This window comes from Blautia acetigignens (genome assembly GCF_025566865.1).
Taxonomy (GTDB): Bacteria; Bacillota; Clostridia; order Lachnospirales; family Lachnospiraceae; genus Blautia_A; species Blautia_A acetigignens.
The window spans coordinates 375014-392647 of the sequence record NZ_JAOQJM010000001.1; the positions used below are offsets into that span (position 1 = coordinate 375014).

The window sequence follows — 17634 nt, forward strand, 5'->3', positions numbered from 1 at the left end:
TAATGTCCAGGTATACTTGGTATTTCCTTATTTTCACCTCTGATCAAAAAATACGCCGGGAAGCTGTTTTATATGGATGCAGAGGACGCGGAGCAGGAAATGAAGCTGGCATTTCTTATCGCGGTACATAGTATGAGCTATTACAATAGTGAAGGTGAATGTCTTTCCTATATCCGAAATGGCCTTTACCGTAGGTTTTGTGCTCTATGCAGGGGAAATTACCAAAACAGCGAAGAAGCAACAGAGGTTTCCAAACTATGTGAATATGGATTTACAGAAAAATATGATGATGTTGAAACATTATTTGATTACGAAATGCTTTTAGCAAACAAGCCGATTGTTTACTCCCGGATTTTCAGGCTCCTGCTGGCCTGGTATTCGGATAAGGAAATCGGGGAGATTCTGCACTGCTCGAAGCAGTATGTGAACAGGATTAAGAAAAAAATTATTTGAAAACTAAACACAAAAACGCCCGAGGGGCATCTTCCTGCCGCCCGGGCGTCTTTCATTTTTCCATCTTTATTTCTCTTCTGCGGCGTCCTCAGTCGCTGTCTCAGCTTCCGGAACTACGTTGTGTACCGGAGTGACGGTGGCGATGACGGATTCCAGATCAGTTGTGATGTGAATGTTTTTGTTCTTGGCAATCTCAAGATCTTTCACACGGAGAGTATCACCAATCTTCATGCCTGCAACATCAACTTTGATCTTATCTACCAGGTCTGCCGGAAGTGCTTTGTAAGCAACTTCTTTCAGCTCATCCTGCAGTACGCCAGATACAACCATTTCCTCGTTCTCCAGAATGATCTCAGCAACGGAATGAACCATCTCATTGCTTACCAGCGCCTGGAAATCAACCTCTTCTACTGTATGTGCAAGAGGATTATAATCAACTTCCTTGATCAGCGCATCATAGGTCTTACCATCCAGTTCCAGCATTACCTGGCTGCCCTTGTTATTGTTCTTCAGAAGAACTTCAATTTCCTTCTTGGTGAACTTAAGGGGAATGGAACCTTCGATTTCTCTGCCGAACAGGTTACCTGTTACATATCCTTCTCTTCTTAATTTCTTTGCTTTGACGTCCATGCTTCTTTTTTCAGCTTTTAAAGTATTCATTTATCTTTTCCTCCAAATTCTGAAACGCTTAGCAGCCTTCAACAAAGAGGTTTTGTTAAGTACTTCTTTTTTCTTTTTACGTCCCTTATTATAGTCACCAATTCCCATTATGATTAACCAAACATAAATTTTTTCGAGCCAATTTTTTGTGAATTTTCATTCTTGATTTTTATGCAAAATAGAATTATAAAATAAATGGATCGCAACATTTCTTAGAGTGAGTAAAAAATTTTCTGTAATCCGTATTCTTCAAAAAATAGTATCTATACAATTATCACAGATTACTCTCTTTCCGGTTCACATTTTTTCGCATATAATTCCCAATATTCGTCAGACACAGCAGCGTCACTATAAGAAAAGCACCAGGAATAAAAATGATCCACCAGGAATTGGTCATCAATGCTTTTTCCGAAAGAGACAGCATGCTCCCCCAGGATATGACCTCAATGGGAAGTCCAATTCCCATAAAGCTCAGGGTGGATTCCGAAATAATAGCACTTCTTACATTCATAATAACCATAAACATAATGGACGATACAAAATTGGGTGCAAGATGCTTCCAGAGAATGTGAAAGAAGCTTCCGCCCATGCACCTGGACGCAATAACATATTCACTGTTTCGGATCTGCCGGACCTCTGTACGAACTACCTTGGCAATGCTTGTCCAGCTGGTAATGCCAATCACAACCGACAGGCTTAAAATATTGGCTTTTCCCATAATTGCCTGCAGAAGAATCACCAGAAGCAGAGATGGAATACTAAGAAAAATCTCCGTAAAACGCATGATCAGATTGTCCAGCCACTGAGGGGATATACCGCTGAAAGAGCCAACTACAACTGCAAGCAAGACAGAGATTACAGTAGAGAGAATTCCAATCAGCAAAGAAATTCTGCCGCCATACCAGATCATGGAAAAAATATCTCTTCCCATAGTATCTGTACCAAACAGAAATTCTCTTCCAGGTGCCTTATTATAATGAAGCAGATCCATATAGGTTGGATCTTTTGTCATGATCGCTTCTGCAAACAAACAGCCTAAAAGAACCATCCCCAAAAGAACAATGGATACCACGGGTTTTCCCTGAAACCATTTCTTCTTCACAGTAACCGTTTGATTTTCCACTGCATGTGCCCCGACAATTTCAAAAGATGTATCTGTCATAATCTGGTCACCTCCGATATTTCCGTTACTTCGTGAGCTTTCATACGCGGATCAATATGTTCATTGATGATCTGACTGAGCATATTGCAGAAAATCACCAGGATGCCGGACATGATACATAACAGCATCAGCAGATTATAATCATGATATCTGGCACTTTCATAAGACAAAGCGCCAATTCCCGGATAGGAAAATACGCTTTCCACCACATAAGTACCTCCAAGAACATGAGGAACCGCAATTGCCATAATACTCAAATATGCCGGCATCACATTTCTCAGACAATGCTTAAAAAGAATCTCCCGTTTCGCCACGCCCTTTGACTTTGCCAGGAGTACATAATCTTCTCTTACTTCTTCCAGAATCTTATTTCGGATCATGTAGGCGTAATACCACAGGTGTTCCAGCGTCACAATCGTAAGCGGCATAATAAGATGCCAGATCCGATCTCCCACATCCTCCGCCTTTCCCGTGGAATATGCACCGCTGCTTGGCAGGATTCGAAGGGTTACAGCAAAAATCAGAATCAATACAATGGACAGCCAGAATTCCGGAATACAGCTTGATATGGTTCCTATTTTGCACAAAATCCGGTCACTCCATCTGTCTTCCTTCCACGCACAGAAAATTCCCAGCAGAAGGGAACCTGCAAAAATGAAAAGAAATCCAATCCCGCCCAGCAGAAGAGTATTTACAATTCTTCCGCGGATTACCTTCAAAACATCCTGTTTGTATTTAAAGGAAATACCAAAATTACCATGAAACGCCTGCCCAAGCCATTTTATATACTGTACATGGATTGGTTCATTAAGTCCCAGCTTCTTTAGTGCCCATTCCCGTTCCTTTGGACTCATTTTTTCTGTTCGTTCTCCATAATAAGAGACCAGCGGATCTCCTGGTGCAAGACGTGCCACATAAAATACTACAATTGATAAAACAAGTACGCTAAGCAGAAAAACCAGGATTTTTTTTCCATAATAAGCAATAGGATTACTCTTTGGCACTTTTTTTCCCTCCTTCCTGCCTTTTCAGCACAAAATGTCCAGGAGAATTTTCCTTCCACTCTTCTGCATCGGAATCCGTATCCACATATATTTTTACTTTTCGCTGTCTCTCCTGGACAGGATCCGGTATAGGAATTGCAGACAAAAGAGTTTTCGTATATTCATGCTGGGGATTGTAAAAAACCTCCCGTGTCGTTCCCAGTTCTACCATTTTTCCGTGATACATTACCCCAACTCTGTCACAAAGATATTCCACCATAGCCAGATCATGGGCAATAAACAAAAATGTAAATCCATGCTCTTTCTGTAAATGCCGGAAAAGATTGATCACCTGTGCCTGAATGGAAACATCAAGAGATGCTACCGGCTCGTCTGCCACCAGAAGTTCCGGATCCATGCTAAGTGCCCTTGCAATGGCAACTCTCTGCCTTTGTCCTCCTGACAGCTCAGACGGGTATCGTTCCAGAAAGGTTTTATCCATCCCCACATATTGCATCTGAAACTCTGCCTCCCTGGCATAACTGCCTCTTGGCGGCACGATATGATTGATTTTCATAGGTTCCGCAATAATCTCTGCCACTTTCATTCTCTGATTCAAACTGGAAGCAGAGTCTTGAAAGATCATCTGTCTTTTTGTCTGGAGCATTTTTTTGTTTGCCCGGAATTCCTTCTTACCTGTAATTTCTATCCCATGGTATCGGATTTCTCCTGCTGATGGGTGATATATATTCATAAGACATCTGGCTACGGTCGATTTTCCAGACCCGGATTCTCCTACCAACCCAAATACCTCCCCTTTGTAAATCTGAAAGGAAATATCATCTACCGCACGGATCGCAGCCTTCTTTGTCAGGTGAAACTGGTGAGTCAGATGCTTCACATCAACCAATACTTCTGTATTCAATTCTTTTTCCTCCTACTGGCGGGATAATCCTGGGTGCTCTTTTATCCAAAAGCCAGGTAGCTGCATAATGGGTATCACTAATCTGAAACATAGGCGGCATTTCCTCATAATCAATTCCAAGTGCATATTCATTTCTTGCGGCATATGCATCCCCCTTCGGCGGATTGATCAGAGACGGCGGCATCCCCGGAATAGTATAAAGCTGTTCCCTACCTCTGGAAAAATAGGGCAGCGACTGCATCAGCCCCCATGTATAGGGATGTCTTGGATCATAATAAATTTCTTCCGCTGTACCAATTTCCACGATTTTTCCCGCATACATAACTGCCACACGGTCTGCTGCCCTTGCTACCACACCAAGATCATGGGATACCAGAACAGTCGCTGTTCCAAGTTTTTCCTGGATTTCCCGAAGAAGATCCAAAATCTGTGCCTGAATGGTTACATCCAGGGCAGTGGTAGGTTCATCCGCAAACAAAATATCCGGATCCGATGCCAGGGCAATTGCCATAACGCTTCGCTGCCGCATACCGCCGGAAAAATGATAGGGACAAGCATGATATCTTTCCTGCGGCCGTTCAATTCCTACCAGTTCCATCAGCTCGATTACTTTTTTGTAAACCTGATCTTTTGTTTTTTTCCTGTGGTGAATTAAAATTGCCTCTGCAATCTGCTCTCCTATTTTTATAGTTGGGTTTAAAGACGTCATAGGATCCTGAAAAATCATGGAAAAAACCTTTCCACGGATTTTGGCCATATCCCTCTCTTTATATCCGGTAATATCCGCTCCATTCACCAAGATACTTCCCCCTTTTATCCTTGCACTTTTGGGAAGAAGCTTCATAATACTTTTGCATAACACACTTTTCCCGCATCCGGATTCTCCAACAATTGCCAGCACTTCTCCTTTTTTCAGGGAAAATGATACATCCCTGACCGCCTGTACTTCTCCTTTTGGACTGTCGAAACTGACGGACAGATTTTTAACTTCCAGTATTTTTTCCATTTCATACCTCTTAATCATGTGCTGCTGTCATTTTATGTCAGCAACGCCAAACGCTCAAATAAAGGGGCAGAATCTGCCCCTTTATTTGCTTCAGACATAGGTTTTTTCATGTATCTCTTACTGAATAGTCCAGTCCGCTACATTCCAGAAAATCCCCACACCATGGTGGCCCATAATCGTATCTGGGTCAATTCCCTGAATGTCTGCATCTGCTACATAGTTTGCATCAATATAGCAGATAAATGCGTACGCCGGATCATTTGCCAGTTCCACTTGGAACTTATCGTATGCTTCTTTACGTACTTCAGGGTCATCTGACTGACGCGCTTCTGTCAGATACTGATCTACAAGCTCATTAGAATATCCAGAATAGTTTGCACCTTTGTCAGTTCCGAAAACCTTGTAGGTATGGTCGTCTGCATCAAAGGGGCTTCCCCATCCGATCAGATATGCCATCTGTCCGCCCCAGTCAACCTGTGCCGGGATTTCAATGGTCACATCCATGCCAATCTGCTGCAGCTGCTGTGCTGCGATCTGGGCAATGTCTACACGTACCTGGTCTCCAGCACCAACACTGATCACAAATCCTACTTTTTCACCATCGCGATAATAAAAGCCGTCATCTCCCAGCTCGCATCCAGCTTCTTCCAGTACTGCCTTTGCTTTCTCAGGATCATAATCATAATGCTCTACATCCTCATTATTGTAAATATTTCTCTGAAGAGGACCATAAGCCGGCATTCCCTGTCCCAGAAGAACTGCGTCAATAATCGCATCTCTGTCAATTCCATAGCATACAGCCGGAATCAGGTCCCTGTTTTTCTGCCAGTATTCATTCCAGAAATTAAACAGGATTCCTCTGTAGTCTGAAGTTTTCATATCGTAGCAGGTATAGGCCTCGTCATCAGCAAAAGTGGCAGCATCCTTCGGAGTCAGCAGCGCAAGATCCAGTTCGCCTGATTTCAGCTGCAGTGCTTTTGCATTATCGTCCGTTACAATTTTAAATACTACGGTGTCAATATTCGGCTCGCCTTTAAAATATTCTTCATTCTTTACCAGGGTAATTGCCTGTCCTTCCTCCCAACTTTCCAGCTTGTATGGGCCAGTACCTACAGGATTGCGGAAGAAATCAGAGGTCTGCATATCCTCCCCTTCCAGAAGATGTTTTGGAAGAACTGCCATTGTCATATAATCCAGGAATGCAACATTAGGCGCATCCAGCTTAAAAGATACGGTATGATCATCTATTACGGTAATTTCCTCTACATCTTCATAGTTTGGAGCATTCTCAGAGCCATTCTCAGGATCCATGATCGCTTCAATAGTAAACTTTACATCCTCTGCTGTAAACGGTTCTCCATCGTGCCACTTTACATTTTCTGCAAGATGGAACGTATAAGTACAGGTTTCTTCATCAAAGTCCCAGCTCTCTGCCAGTCCCGGAACTACCTGGTTATCTCCGTCATGGGCTGTCAGTCCGTTAAAAATCAAGATATTAATTTCTCCATGTTCATCCATTGCCGGATTAATTCTGGTATAATCTCCGCTTCCATATACCAGCGTCTCCTGGCTTTCTTCTGCACATACAGAAGCTGCCGGAGCAAATGCCAGCACTCCCGCCAGCACCAGTCCCATTAAATTTTTCTTTTTCATAGTCGTCTACCTCTCCTTTTGTTTTTTATGAAACTTTGCAGTTATGCAAATATCTTATGAAAAGAAAAGCAGTCATAAGTTATCAGACTTACAACTGTTTTCCATAGAAAATTTCACATGTAAATTTAGTGGAGGTCTTACATGTAACTATGTATAAGAATTCGCATTTTCGGCCTTTCTCTTGCCTTCCTGCTAAGATTATTCTATCAGATTTTAAGGCTTTCACAAGCTCCCCAGGGGGATATTCTGCCATTCCTATTTTGCATGATATCAGCGTTTTATGGAATACCTTTCTGTAATAAAAAAGACCTGCAAGGTAAGTCGTATCTTTTCTTACCCATACAAATCTTTTTCTGCATTCTATAAAAATACAGCATCCACCAGTTTCCTGGTATACGCCTGCTTTGGTTCATTGATAATGTCGTCCGGGAGTCCGCTTTCCACTACTTTTCCCTCATACAAAACCAGTACTCTGTCGCAAAACATCTGAACCAAAGCCAGATTGTGACAGATAAAAATGAAAGACAGACCGTGCTTCTCCTTCAGCTCTTCCAAAAGCTCCATGATTTGCTTCTGAATGGTTACGTCAAGTGCACTGGTGGCTTCGTCACAGATCAGCACCTTTGGTTCTACTGCCAGTGCCCTTGCAATTGCCGCGCGCTGGCACTGTCCGCCGCTGACTTCATGGGGATAACGCTTTGCAAATTCACTGCTTAATCCACACTGCTCCAGAAATTCTGCCACTCTTTTTTCGATATCAGCTTTCTTCATGCCACGATTTCGAAGACTTTCTCCGATTCCATCCCCAAGAGTCCTTCTTGGATCAAAGGAACCAACCGGATTCTGAAAAACCATCTGGATATTGCCATACACATCCTTCAGCTGATTATGCTTCAGTCTGGTAATGTCTTTTCCTTCAAATTTCAGAGTTCCCTCTGTGATATCTGTCAATCGGGTGATCATTTTCGCCAGCGTGCTTTTGCCGGATCCGGATTCCCCGACAATCCCAAGGGTCTCACCTGGCTTCAGTGTAAAGCTTACATCGTCCACTGCCTTAAAGGATTCTTTCCCTCTTTGTGTAAATATCTTTGTTAAATGCTCTGCTTCTAAAAGTGTACTCATGCTTTGACCTTCCTTTGCAGCTTCGGCACTGCTGCCAGAAGTTTTTTGGTATAAGGATCCTTTGGATGATCCAATATTACATCCGCAGTACCATATTCCACTGTTTTTCCATCCTTCAGAACCAGTACCGTATCTGCCATTGCACGTACCACACCAATATCATGGGTTACAATTACAATTGCAGTTCCAAATAGTTCTCTTAGCTTCAACATTTCCTTTACCACCTGCCGCTGAACGGAAACATCCAGCGCACTGGTAGGTTCGTCTGCAAAAAGGATTGGAGGATTCATGAGCATGGCAATGGCAATTCCGGCTCTCTGGTTCATTCCGCCCGACAGTTCAAATGGATAACTTTTCCAGACTCTTGCGCTGTCTTTAAAATTCAATTTTTCAAACAGATCCATAGCCCGGTCCTTTGCTTCTTTTCTTGTTACCTTCTGGTGAGCACGCATGCTTTCATAAATCTGGTCACCAATGGTGCGGATGGGACAAAGAGAAGCTCCTGCATCCTGAAAAATCATGCCAATTTTAGCTCCCCGGATTTTTCTTTTTTCTTTTTCCGGAATATCCAGAATGTTTTGCCCCAAATAGCGGATATCCCCTCTTGTCACAAGTCCCCCCGCTCCAAGAAGTCCCATCGCAGCCTTGATCAAAGTACTTTTTCCGCTTCCGGACTCTCCCACCAGTCCCAGGATTTCTCCTGGGGCCAGAGAAAAGTTCACATCCTGGACCACTGCTTTTCCATCGAATGAGATTTCAACGGAATCATAGGTCAATATTTTATTTTCCATATTAGTTAATATCCAAATCTGCTGTCAGTTCATAATAATCACATGGGTGGGCAACCAATCCGGTTACATTGGATTGCATAATCATGCTCATTCTCAGATGAGAACAGAATACATAGGCATTATCGTCCAGAACCGTCTGCTGCATCTGGATTCCCAGTTCAGCCCGCTTGTCCACATCAAATTCATTTTCCATCTGAGCTGCAAGCTCTTCCAGCTTATCGCTGTGGTAATGTCCATTATTGGAAACAGAAGAATCCAGGGCGCAGGAAGTAAAGAAATACTGTGGATCGCCAGTAGGTGCCGTTACCATAGCGCTTGCATATACATCCCAAAGTGTAGGATCTTTACGGATAGTATTGTTATCAGAAGTACAGTTTACCTGAACATCCATACCGATTTCTTTCAAAGTTGCCTGTGCAGACTCCGCAAGAAGAGGAAGCTCCTGACGGCTTGGATAGGTCAGCCAGCGGATCACCAGCTTCTGTCCATCCTTTTCCCGGATGCCATCCCCATCGGTATCCACCCAGCCAGCGTCTTCCAGAACCTGTTTTGCACCATCCGGATCGTAACTTTCTGTTGTCAGATTCTGTCCTCCAAAGGAAAAAGTATCCGGAAACGCACCTACTGCCGGATATCCGTATCCTTTCAGGAGCACGGACACAAAGCTTTCTTTATCGATTCCCATGGCAATTGCCTTGCGTACAGCCGGATCAGAGGTTACCGGGCTTTCAAAATTCATCCATGCATAAAAGGCACGGCTTGTTGCAGTACTGGAGAAGGTAAAATCCTCATTTTCAAAAATAGGATAGCTTGCATATGCCATGCCGTAAGCAGCATTGATTTCTCCTGCCTGAAGAGCAAATGCAAGGGTATCACCGTCTGAAATGGTGCGGACCGTAATTTCGTCTACGTTTACATCTCCGTTCCAGTAATTTTCATTTTTCACCAAAGTCAGATGATCATCGGTTACCAGATCCGTTGCCACATATGGGCCGGTTCCGATTACAATTCCATTGTCTGTAATGCCAGCCTGCGTATCAATGATACATCCATAAGGATCACTGAGATAATTGATCAGTGCCGGTTTTGGCTCAGTTGTCTTAATGGTAATGGTGTTTCCATCTGCTTCAATGGTATCAATGCAAAGGTCTCCTGCTGCACGCTCATGATTTGCCACCAGAGCTTCCAGACATTCCTTCACAGCCTCACCATCACAGGCACGTCCATTTGAAAAGACAACACCGTCATTTAATGTGATTTTCCAGGTCAGTTCATCTATATTTTCGTACTCTTTTGCAATCCATGGTTCAATCTCCATGGTATCGGAATAGCGGAACAGAGTTTCTCCCACGCCATAGCGGATGCATGCCCATCCGGCGTAGGTATTCTGGGGATTAATATCTGCTTCTTCATTCTCTGCATTAAAAGTGGTATCACCAAATACAAATGTTTTTTTGTCATCTGCAAAGGTTGGCACTCCTGTTAACCCAAGTGTCATGCCTACTGCTAATGCCATTGCCAGAATTTTCTTTGCTTTCATCTTCATTCCTCCTGCTATAATTAAATTGTTATTATAAATACCATCAAAAAGCTTCTCTGTTTTTCGGATCCAGGTAGTCACGAACTGTATCTCCAAGTAAATTAAAAATAACGACTGATACAAAAATTGCAATTCCAGGTGACAAAACAACCCAGGGATATGTCTGGATCATGCTTCGTCCACTGCTCATCATACTTCCCCATTCAGCCATAGGGATCTGCGCTCCAAGCCCCAGGAAAGATAAGCCTGCCAGCTCCATCATCATAGTTCCAATATCCAGCATGGCAGTTACCAGAACAGGTCCCAGCATATTTGGAAAAACATGCCTTAGCATAATCTGGAGGGAACTGTCACCTGATAGTATAGCGGCATGGATATAAGGTTCATTTTTCAGCGCCAGGGTTTGACTTCTGGCTATGCGGGAGTACTTCGGCCAGCTGATGACTGCCAGTGCGATAATCGCATTCTGGATTCCTCCTCCAAGGATTGCTGCAATTGCCATAGCAAATACCAGTCCTGGAAAAGCAAGGCAGACATCTGAAATCCGCATCATGACAGAGTCCATAATGCCGCCGTAATATCCACACCCCACGCCTACAATCGTTCCAAATATGGAAATCACCGCTACCAGAATGAAAGTGGAAAAAATACTGGCTCTGGCACCGCTGATCACACGGGATAACATGTCTCTGCCATAGGTATCTGTCCCCATTGGATGTGCCAGGCTTGGAGCCTGAAGGGCACTGGAAAGATCCTGCGCATAAGGATCATAGGGACAAAGGTGATCTGAAAAAACTGCAAGTATTACCAGACAGACAGCCAGAACGGTAAAAAATACCAGCTTTTGTTTTATATGGCTCTTTTTCACTTTCTGGACGCGCACTGTTACCTTTTTTCCATATTCTTTAGTGGCTGTATTTCTTACATTCATATCCTCATTTTTCCTTTTACTCACTGCTTTACACCTCCCAGACGAATTCTTGGATCCAGGAACCGATAAGACAGATCCGTAAGCAGATTCACCAGAACATAAATGATCGCCATCCACATAACATATGCCTGAATAATAGGATAATCACGCATGGAAATGGCATCCACTGCCATTTTCCCAACGCCATCCCACATAAAAATGGATTCCACAATTGCAGTACCGCCAAGAAGATTTCCCACGGAAAGCATCAATAAGGTAATGATCGTTACCAGGGCAGCTTTCATAATGCTTTTCCACAGCGTAACAGAAAATTTCACACCACGTGCCTTCGCCCCTGCCACATAATCTTTGCTCAGCTCATCCAGAACCGTTGCACGAACCTGACGAAGATACTTTGCAGACATGGCAATTGCCAGGGTGATTGCAGGCATAGCCACACTTTTCAGGCTCACATCCTTTGCTATGACTGGAAAAATCCTCAGCCTTATGGCAAGAAAATACATCAGCAAAAGTGAGACGAAAAAGTTGGGAAGACTGTTTCCGATAAAACTGCACAGCCGAATCAGATAATCGACCACTGTATTCTGTTTCACCGCCGACAAAATTCCAAGCGGTATGGATATTACAATGGTAAGCAGAATCGAAGTGACCGTAAGAAGCAGAGTTGCCGGGAGCTTCGATACAAACGTATCAAAGACCGGAAAGCCGGATACATAACTGTTTCCCATATTTCCCCGAAGCAATTTTCCAAGCCATACGAAATACTGCGTCAGAAATGGTTTGTCAAGCCCCAGCTGTTCTCTGGCCGCATCTAAGGTTTCTTCTGACACTACCCCTCCTGTATTCTCCATTTTCTGCGTGACAACATCACTTCCTGCAATCCGCATCATTCCATAAGACAGAAAGGTAATGGCAAACAGAATAGGAATCAGCTGAAGGATACGTTTTATTACATATTTCCTCATTTGAATATCTCCATTTCCTAAAAAGCACCTAAACGATTTTCAAATACGCTTCGATTGTTCATTTTAGCAAAAAAAAAAACAGCCTACAACCCACCCAGGGGGTTATAAGCTATTCTTAATTTGCATGGATTTTTTTATTTTAGGAATGCCTCTCTTATTCTTCTGTTCTTTCGTTCACGGTCTTGCCTTTTAGCTTTTCAGCCAAAAACTCCAGAAATTCGTCCATTAATTCATCCGTTTCATCATTTTTTCTTCTGATATAGCCAAAGAAAATTTTGTTCTTTTTGAAATCCAGGGGAATTCCCTGATTCATGGCCTTTTTATGATCAGAAAGGTAACTTCCGCTGATGTTGGAAAGCTCTGTCTCCTGGAGCATTTTTTCCATAATATAGTCGCTGTTTGTGATGACTGCCAGATCCAGGTTCTCCCAGCTAAAGGTTCCACGCTTTTCTTTCTCATTTAATTCCAGAAACTCATCACGATAATTCTGGATAAAACGCATGGATTTCATCTGTTCCATAGTTACGGTAAAAGCGTTCTCTTTGGAATGATCCATTTCTTCCAGATCCTGGTACAGTGGATTTTGTTTTCCAGGATAAAATGTGGCCGTGCTCTCCTGCATAACCTGGAACACCAGCCGATTTTTCGTCAGTTCATACTGGAATTCCTTTTTCTGCTGCTCCATCACATATACAAAACCAATATCCGACAGATAATCTCTCACACGTTCCATTACCGTGCGCACCCCTGCCGTATAAACTTCAAAGTGGTAGTTCTTCTCATAATTTTTTTTATAAAACTCAACAAACTGATTGGTAAACCAGGAGCTTGGATTCAATGAGATCCGAAGATATTTCACCATATTCTGGTGGCTCATTTCTTCCAGTTTCCGGGAATCATTTACAATCCTGCATGCATAACGGTAAGCTTCACGCCCCTGTGCAGTAAGGACAATTCCACAGGGCATACGGTCAAAAAGCACGATTCCCATATCATTTTCCAAGGCCTTGATTGCTTTGCTCACACTTGGCTGAGTGGTATAAAGAAGCCTGGCAGCCTCACTAATGGAGCCTGTTTCTGCGCACACAATAAAATATTTTAACTGTTTTAGATCCAGCATTATATCAAGATTCCCTCCAGATGATCACACTCGTGCTGGATGATCTGCGCGGTCCAGCCCTGGAATTTTCCCCGCTGTTTTTTGAAATTGATATCCTCGTATTCCACTTCAATCTCCTCATATCTAGTGCATTTTCGCACGCCGATCAGGGACAGGCAGCCCTCTTCTGTCTGGTATTTTCCGGTCTTTTTCACAATCACGGGATTGTACATAATGGTGTTCATAAAACCCATATTTACCACGATAATACGCTTGCGCTCCCCGATCATGTTGGCTGCCATGCCTACGCAGCCCTCCTCATTTGCCTTCAGGGTATCCAGAAGATCCTGGGCAATCTGGGCGTCTTCTTTTGTAGCTTTCTCTGATTTCTGGCTTAAGAACCAGGTGTCATGCATAATTTCTCTGATCATATTCTTCTACCTTATCTATTTTTATTTTCCAATGAATCCGTAAACTTCTCTTCCACTTTACCATATCCACGCCCGAAGTCAACCCACATTGTTTATTCGGCATCCATCCGCATTTTCTCTCATTGACAAAAAATGGAAAACTATGTTACTATAAGAACCATATTAAACCTAGTTGACAAGTAGGTATTAGGAGGTAAATGACATATCCTGGATTAAACCAGTTACTTATGAAACCGCAAGCCCAGAGGTAAAAGCTTTCCTTGATGAGAAAGGCCATGAGATCTTAAACAGCTCCCGCAAGCGTCCTTACCAGATGCTTTTGCATTTGACAGGGTCTGATTTAGATTAACAAAAACTGTATATGAATGACTTTACTGCCAATTCATATACCGTTTTATGTATTTCCTCAGTTGCAGCTGCCTTTTGTTGCTGCGATTGCGAACATTGGGGTTGGATTGTAGAAGGCATCCTTCTCTTTATACATTCTTCTGCTCACTCCAAGATCTATGGAAATCTGCTCCATTCCCACTTTTCCAAGCTCTTCCACGTCCCATGCAGGGCGGATATAGGAGCTGATTGGGAGCTGTCGCTTGATGTCCTCGCACTCCTGCATCAGGGAGTCCCCAAGCTGCTTGTGGGCGTGATTTTCCGGAAGATCGGAGGTCTCAGCAAAATCCACGGCACCGTAATTAGCATCGAAATTCAAAAGTACTCCGCCTGGCTTTAAGACTCTTGTCCACTCCTTGTAGGCCTGTGCAGCCTCCGGCAATGTCCAGGTAAGGTTTCTGGAAATGACCACATCAAAGCTGTTATCTGCAAAGCTTAAATGCTCCGCATCCATGATCTCAAAATTGCAGTTTACCTGCTCTTCTTTTGCAAGGATTCTGGAATTTGCAACCATGTCCGGGGTAAGATCCGTGCCAGTTACCTGATGTCCCTGCTTTGCAAGAAGGATGGTGAAAAATCCGGTTCCGCAGCCTACATCTAATATTCTAAGCTTTCCATTATGCGGCTTTTTCAAACTCATTCCTACCTCTTTATTCCCATTTTCTTCAGAATCCAGGGTGTTTTCCTTCCTTTCAGGCAGATATTTCCGGATTTCTTCCAGCCATCTGTCTGCCAGCGCACTGTGCAGTTCCGCTCTTCTCTGCTCCAAAAAGCTGTCACTTCTCTTGGTCCAGTAAGCGGCAATTTTCTCCTTACGGTCATCTTCTTCATAGCTGATCCTGCCGTAAGCTACCATTGGACCATCCTTTAATACCTGCAGAGAACCTGCCTGATAAAGGATCACTCCGTCCCCGTAAGCTACACTGTTTTCCAGAATATTATCCTCATAATCCTTCACATAACCAAGGATCTCACCCTCTGTAAAAAGGTCTCCCGCCTTCTTCTGGGGATACCACATTCCGGTATAAGAAGCAGACTGATACTGCACCTGGGTTACATTCAGCGGATAGTATTTTCGCAGGCTTGCGTGTCCGTCATAGATTCCAAGGAACCTTAAAATACTGCGCACATCCCGCTTCATAGAACGCACTTCTTCTGTATCCCAGTCGCCCATTCCGCCTCGTTCCAGAAGGACGGAAGGGATGCCGCAGGATGCTGCATAATTATAGCTTCCGCCAGATGCCACCTCGGATTTCACCATATAGGGCACATCCACCTGTTCTGCCATCTGACGGGAGATTTTAGTTACTTCCGGGTCTGCTTTTCCTGCGTAATAGACATAGGGAGTCAGCTTCTCATAGTCATCTCCGCTGTGAAGATCAATGTAGTAATCTGCTTTTTTCTGCAGTTCATTCACCACTGCATAGGCCAGTTTCTCATACTTGGTTCCATCTTTTTTACCAGGAAAAACACGGTTCAGATTCTCGCCTGTTTCCCTGCAAAGAGAACCGTGGCGGTTCTCAAATTCGTCCCTTCCAACTACCTTTACAATAATGACTGTTCCCGTCATTTTCTCAATTTTCAGGTCTCTTCCAAGCTCTATTGCGCTCTGGATTCCCACATATTCTCCTGCATGGATTCCCGCCGTGATCAGAGCCGTTTTGCCTGGCTTTTCCCCGCGGACAATCGTCGCAGGAAGGGAAAATTCACCATCTCCAATGCTGATAAAGCCGTGGACGCGCTGTCCCGGTGCCGCGCAAAGACCGCCGATATTTATTGTATCACCCATTCTTTTATCCTTTCCATATGGTAGCTTTAATCATCATAATGATTCAGAATACTGCCTGCTGACCATTACGCTTTAGTTCCTCTTGTTATTTCGTAACCTTAATCATAAACATAGGCGTGGACCCATAATTCAGCTTTTCTTCCTCACTCCACACCTGCTGCCAGATGTTCTCATCTACCTCTATTTTTTCTGCTTTCAGTTCTTCCAAGACCTTCACATCCCATCCCGGGCGCTTTGTCTCAGACAATGGAACCTGCAGTGCGATCTTCTCCATGCGGTCAATATCCGTGCACAGATAATGGTCGTCAAGGCTGCCTTTTTCCACATTCCTGCGGTCGTTTTCATAGGCTTCCCGCTTCTTGTCATCATAGAGATAGCCGTACCAGTTGGCATCAAAATTCAGAAGCTTTCCGCCCTTTTTCAGCACCCTAAGCCATTCCCCGTATGCCTGATCCGGATGAGGAAGATTCCATGTCAGGTTCCTGGAAATGATCACATCAAAGCTCTCATCCTCAAACTCCAGGGCCTGGGCATCCATCCTCTTAAATTCAATATTGCTGCTCTTTTCTCCAATAAATTTTGCCGCATTTTCAGCAGCCTTTTCCAGCATTCCAGGGGTGTAATCCACAGCCGTTACGTGATAACCAGCCTCAGCCAGAATCATTGGAAAAAAGCCAGGGCCTGTACCGATATCCAGGATCCGCAGCTGTTCCTTGTCGTTATCAGAAAGTTTTTTTTCCAAAAATCCACTTTCCAGGGTCTTTAGCCATGCCTTTTTTTGCATCCCCTTCAGCTCTTTTTCATTCACCTCAGAATACCCCTCTGTCCGGGTACTCCAATAGCTCTCTATTTCATCCAGCAATCTATCCAATTGTATTTCCTCCGCATAAATCTAAAGTTGTATATTCCGCAAATATACTCCAATGTTAAAACTTTATCAAAAACGCTTTCTTTCCGCAAGCCCCCCTGGGGGATGTATATACAATTCTCCCACTGCGCCATTAAATTTCCCAGCAAAAAAATATCAGAGAACCTCTGTCAGCTGAGATTCTCTGATATTTTTCAAAATCCGTTCTGTTTCAAAGCTTTTATTTCTTTGTATCGTGCCGCACTGTGCAGCTGTTTTTTCCATTCTTCCTGGGTTCGTAAAGGGCCTTGTCCGCTTCTGCCTCTTCGGGCACAATATACTGTAAATTAAAATCCCCGATCACCTGGTCAAAATTTCCTGCGGAATGCTGGGGAACCACGGTTTTCTCATCTGCAGAATAATACAGAATATACCCCTGGGTTTCCAGATCGATCCAGCATACATAGTCAAATTCCGAAAGAACCGCGTGGGCGATGGATGCATTTCGCTGCTCATCCTGCAGAAATATTTTTTTGAAAAAAGTGATTTTCTCCAGCATAATGATTCACCTTATCTGACTGTATTTTCCCAAAGCTTTTTTCAAAATCCTCTCCAAAATGAATCCTCACGAAATCAATAATTATTTTTATTATACTACCCGGTACATGATTTGTCATGGGAAAATACTGTGAAATGTTACGGTTTCCCATATTTACAGGTTTCTGTTCCTATTGTATAATGAACAGGTCTTTGATAAATTTCATTTCAGGAGTATCATTTTCATTTATGATAAAGCAAAACAGACATTATCCCCTTCTGGATCCGCAGAATCCTGCGTCCGGGTACAATATTTTCTTCATTTGTTTTTATAACAATAATGATAAAAATAT

Annotated in this window: 17 protein-coding genes; 1 reads left to right on the plus strand and 16 read right to left on the minus strand. The window is 43.3% G+C overall.

Features of this window, described 5'->3' with window-relative positions; all coding sequences use genetic code 11:
• The first annotated feature begins 72 nt into the window (after nt 1-72).
• Entirely contained in the window at nt 73-453 is a 381-nt protein-coding gene (locus OCV70_RS01740; RefSeq protein ID WP_117851042.1) for a sigma-70 RNA polymerase sigma factor region 4 domain-containing protein, read from the plus strand.
• 66 nt (nt 454-519) lie between these two features.
• Here OCV70_RS01740 and OCV70_RS01745 read toward each other — a convergent pair whose 3' ends face one another.
• The 16 genes from OCV70_RS01745 to OCV70_RS01820 all read right to left on the minus strand — a co-directional run bounded on the left by OCV70_RS01745 (nt 520) and on the right by OCV70_RS01820 (nt 17303).
• On the minus strand, nt 520-1113 hold the full coding sequence (locus tag OCV70_RS01745) for a 50S ribosomal protein L25 (protein WP_021925321.1): 594 nt from the start codon (nt 1111-1113) through the stop codon (nt 520-522).
• A gap of 274 nt (nt 1114-1387) precedes the next feature.
• Nucleotides 1388-2275, minus strand: a complete 888-nt coding sequence (locus OCV70_RS01750) for an ABC transporter permease (protein WP_021925320.1) — start codon at nt 2273-2275, stop codon at nt 1388-1390.
• Nucleotides 2272-3279, minus strand: a complete 1008-nt coding sequence (locus tag OCV70_RS01755) for an ABC transporter permease (RefSeq protein WP_021925319.1) — start codon at nt 3277-3279, stop codon at nt 2272-2274. Before OCV70_RS01755 ends, OCV70_RS01750 begins: the two co-directional genes overlap by 4 nt.
• Entirely contained in the window at nt 3266-4183 is a 918-nt protein-coding gene (locus tag OCV70_RS01760; RefSeq protein WP_262579089.1) for an ATP-binding cassette domain-containing protein, read from the minus strand. The genes OCV70_RS01755 and OCV70_RS01760 overlap by 14 nt, the downstream gene beginning before the upstream one ends.
• Entirely contained in the window at nt 4161-5189 is a 1029-nt protein-coding gene (locus tag OCV70_RS01765) for an ABC transporter ATP-binding protein (protein ID WP_021925317.1), read from the minus strand. Before OCV70_RS01765 ends, OCV70_RS01760 begins: the two co-directional genes overlap by 23 nt.
• A gap of 117 nt (nt 5190-5306) precedes the next feature.
• Complete coding sequence (locus tag OCV70_RS01770) at nt 5307-6842, minus strand: ABC transporter substrate-binding protein (protein WP_021925316.1); 1536 nt, start codon at nt 6840-6842, stop codon at nt 5307-5309.
• Between the two features lie 360 nt (nt 6843-7202).
• Nucleotides 7203-7964 carry an ABC transporter ATP-binding protein gene (locus OCV70_RS01775; protein WP_173765734.1) on the minus strand — a complete coding sequence of 254 codons (762 nt, stop codon included), beginning with the start codon at nt 7962-7964 and terminating at the stop codon, nt 7203-7205.
• The gene (locus OCV70_RS01780) at nt 7961-8755 is read right to left on the minus strand and encodes an ABC transporter ATP-binding protein (RefSeq protein WP_021925314.1); all 795 of its coding nucleotides are present in this window, start codon (nt 8753-8755) and stop codon (nt 7961-7963) included. The genes OCV70_RS01775 and OCV70_RS01780 overlap by 4 nt, the downstream gene beginning before the upstream one ends.
• 1 nt (nt 8756) lies before the next feature.
• Complete coding sequence (locus OCV70_RS01785; RefSeq protein WP_021925313.1) at nt 8757-10295, minus strand: ABC transporter substrate-binding protein; 1539 nt, start codon at nt 10293-10295, stop codon at nt 8757-8759.
• 43 nt (nt 10296-10338) lie between these two features.
• Nucleotides 10339-11250 carry a nickel transporter permease gene (nikC, locus tag OCV70_RS01790; RefSeq protein ID WP_021925312.1) on the minus strand — a complete coding sequence of 304 codons (912 nt, stop codon included), beginning with the start codon at nt 11248-11250 and terminating at the stop codon, nt 10339-10341.
• The gene (gene nikB / locus OCV70_RS01795; RefSeq protein ID WP_021925311.1) at nt 11247-12191 is read right to left on the minus strand and encodes a nickel ABC transporter permease; all 945 of its coding nucleotides are present in this window, start codon (nt 12189-12191) and stop codon (nt 11247-11249) included. The genes nikC and nikB overlap by 4 nt, the downstream gene beginning before the upstream one ends.
• 154 nt (nt 12192-12345) lie before the next feature.
• Nucleotides 12346-13311: a LysR family transcriptional regulator gene (locus tag OCV70_RS01800; protein WP_244096194.1), complete on the minus strand. Its 966-nt coding sequence runs from the start codon at nt 13309-13311 to the stop codon at nt 12346-12348.
• On the minus strand, nt 13311-13721 hold the full coding sequence (locus tag OCV70_RS01805) for a peptide deformylase (protein WP_021925309.1): 411 nt from the start codon (nt 13719-13721) through the stop codon (nt 13311-13313). The genes OCV70_RS01800 and OCV70_RS01805 overlap by 1 nt, the downstream gene beginning before the upstream one ends.
• A 406-nt stretch (nt 13722-14127) precedes the next feature.
• A complete protein-coding gene (locus OCV70_RS01810; protein ID WP_021925307.1) occupies nt 14128-15897 on the minus strand; it encodes a methyltransferase domain-containing protein in 1770 nt (589 codons plus the stop codon).
• Between the two features lie 85 nt (nt 15898-15982).
• The gene (locus OCV70_RS01815; RefSeq protein ID WP_021925306.1) at nt 15983-16768 is read right to left on the minus strand and encodes a class I SAM-dependent methyltransferase; all 786 of its coding nucleotides are present in this window, start codon (nt 16766-16768) and stop codon (nt 15983-15985) included.
• Between the two features lie 217 nt (nt 16769-16985).
• Nucleotides 16986-17303: a hypothetical protein gene (locus tag OCV70_RS01820; RefSeq protein ID WP_117851049.1), complete on the minus strand. Its 318-nt coding sequence runs from the start codon at nt 17301-17303 to the stop codon at nt 16986-16988.
• Nucleotides 17304-17634 lie beyond the last annotated feature (331 nt).

Bases quoted from the DNA above. Each gene is read 5' to 3' on its own strand.
- OCV70_RS01740 (WP_117851042.1), top strand. From the start codon at position 73: ATGGATGCAGAGGACGCGGAGCAGGAAATGAAGCTGGCATTTCTTATC.
- OCV70_RS01745 (WP_021925321.1), bottom strand. From the start codon at position 1,113: ATGAATACTTTAAAAGCTGAAAAAAGAAGCATGGACGTCAAAGCAAAG.
- OCV70_RS01750 (WP_021925320.1), bottom strand. From the start codon at position 2,275: ATGACAGATACATCTTTTGAAATTGTCGGGGCACATGCAGTGGAAAAT.
- OCV70_RS01765 (WP_021925317.1), bottom strand. From the start codon at position 5,189: ATGGAAAAAATACTGGAAGTTAAAAATCTGTCCGTCAGTTTCGACAGT.
- OCV70_RS01770 (WP_021925316.1), bottom strand. From the start codon at position 6,842: ATGAAAAAGAAAAATTTAATGGGACTGGTGCTGGCGGGAGTGCTGGCA.
- OCV70_RS01775 (WP_173765734.1), bottom strand. From the start codon at position 7,964: ATGAGTACACTTTTAGAAGCAGAGCATTTAACAAAGATATTTACACAA.
- OCV70_RS01780 (WP_021925314.1), bottom strand. From the start codon at position 8,755: ATGGAAAATAAAATATTGACCTATGATTCCGTTGAAATCTCATTCGAT.
- OCV70_RS01785 (WP_021925313.1), bottom strand. From the start codon at position 10,295: ATGAAAGCAAAGAAAATTCTGGCAATGGCATTAGCAGTAGGCATGACA.
- nikB (WP_021925311.1), bottom strand. From the start codon at position 12,191: ATGAGGAAATATGTAATAAAACGTATCCTTCAGCTGATTCCTATTCTG.
- OCV70_RS01800 (WP_244096194.1), bottom strand. From the start codon at position 13,311: ATGCTGGATCTAAAACAGTTAAAATATTTTATTGTGTGCGCAGAAACA.
- OCV70_RS01805 (WP_021925309.1), bottom strand. From the start codon at position 13,721: ATGATCAGAGAAATTATGCATGACACCTGGTTCTTAAGCCAGAAATCA.
- OCV70_RS01810 (WP_021925307.1), bottom strand. From the start codon at position 15,897: ATGGGTGATACAATAAATATCGGCGGTCTTTGCGCGGCACCGGGACAG.
- OCV70_RS01820 (WP_117851049.1), bottom strand. From the start codon at position 17,303: ATGCTGGAGAAAATCACTTTTTTCAAAAAAATATTTCTGCAGGATGAG.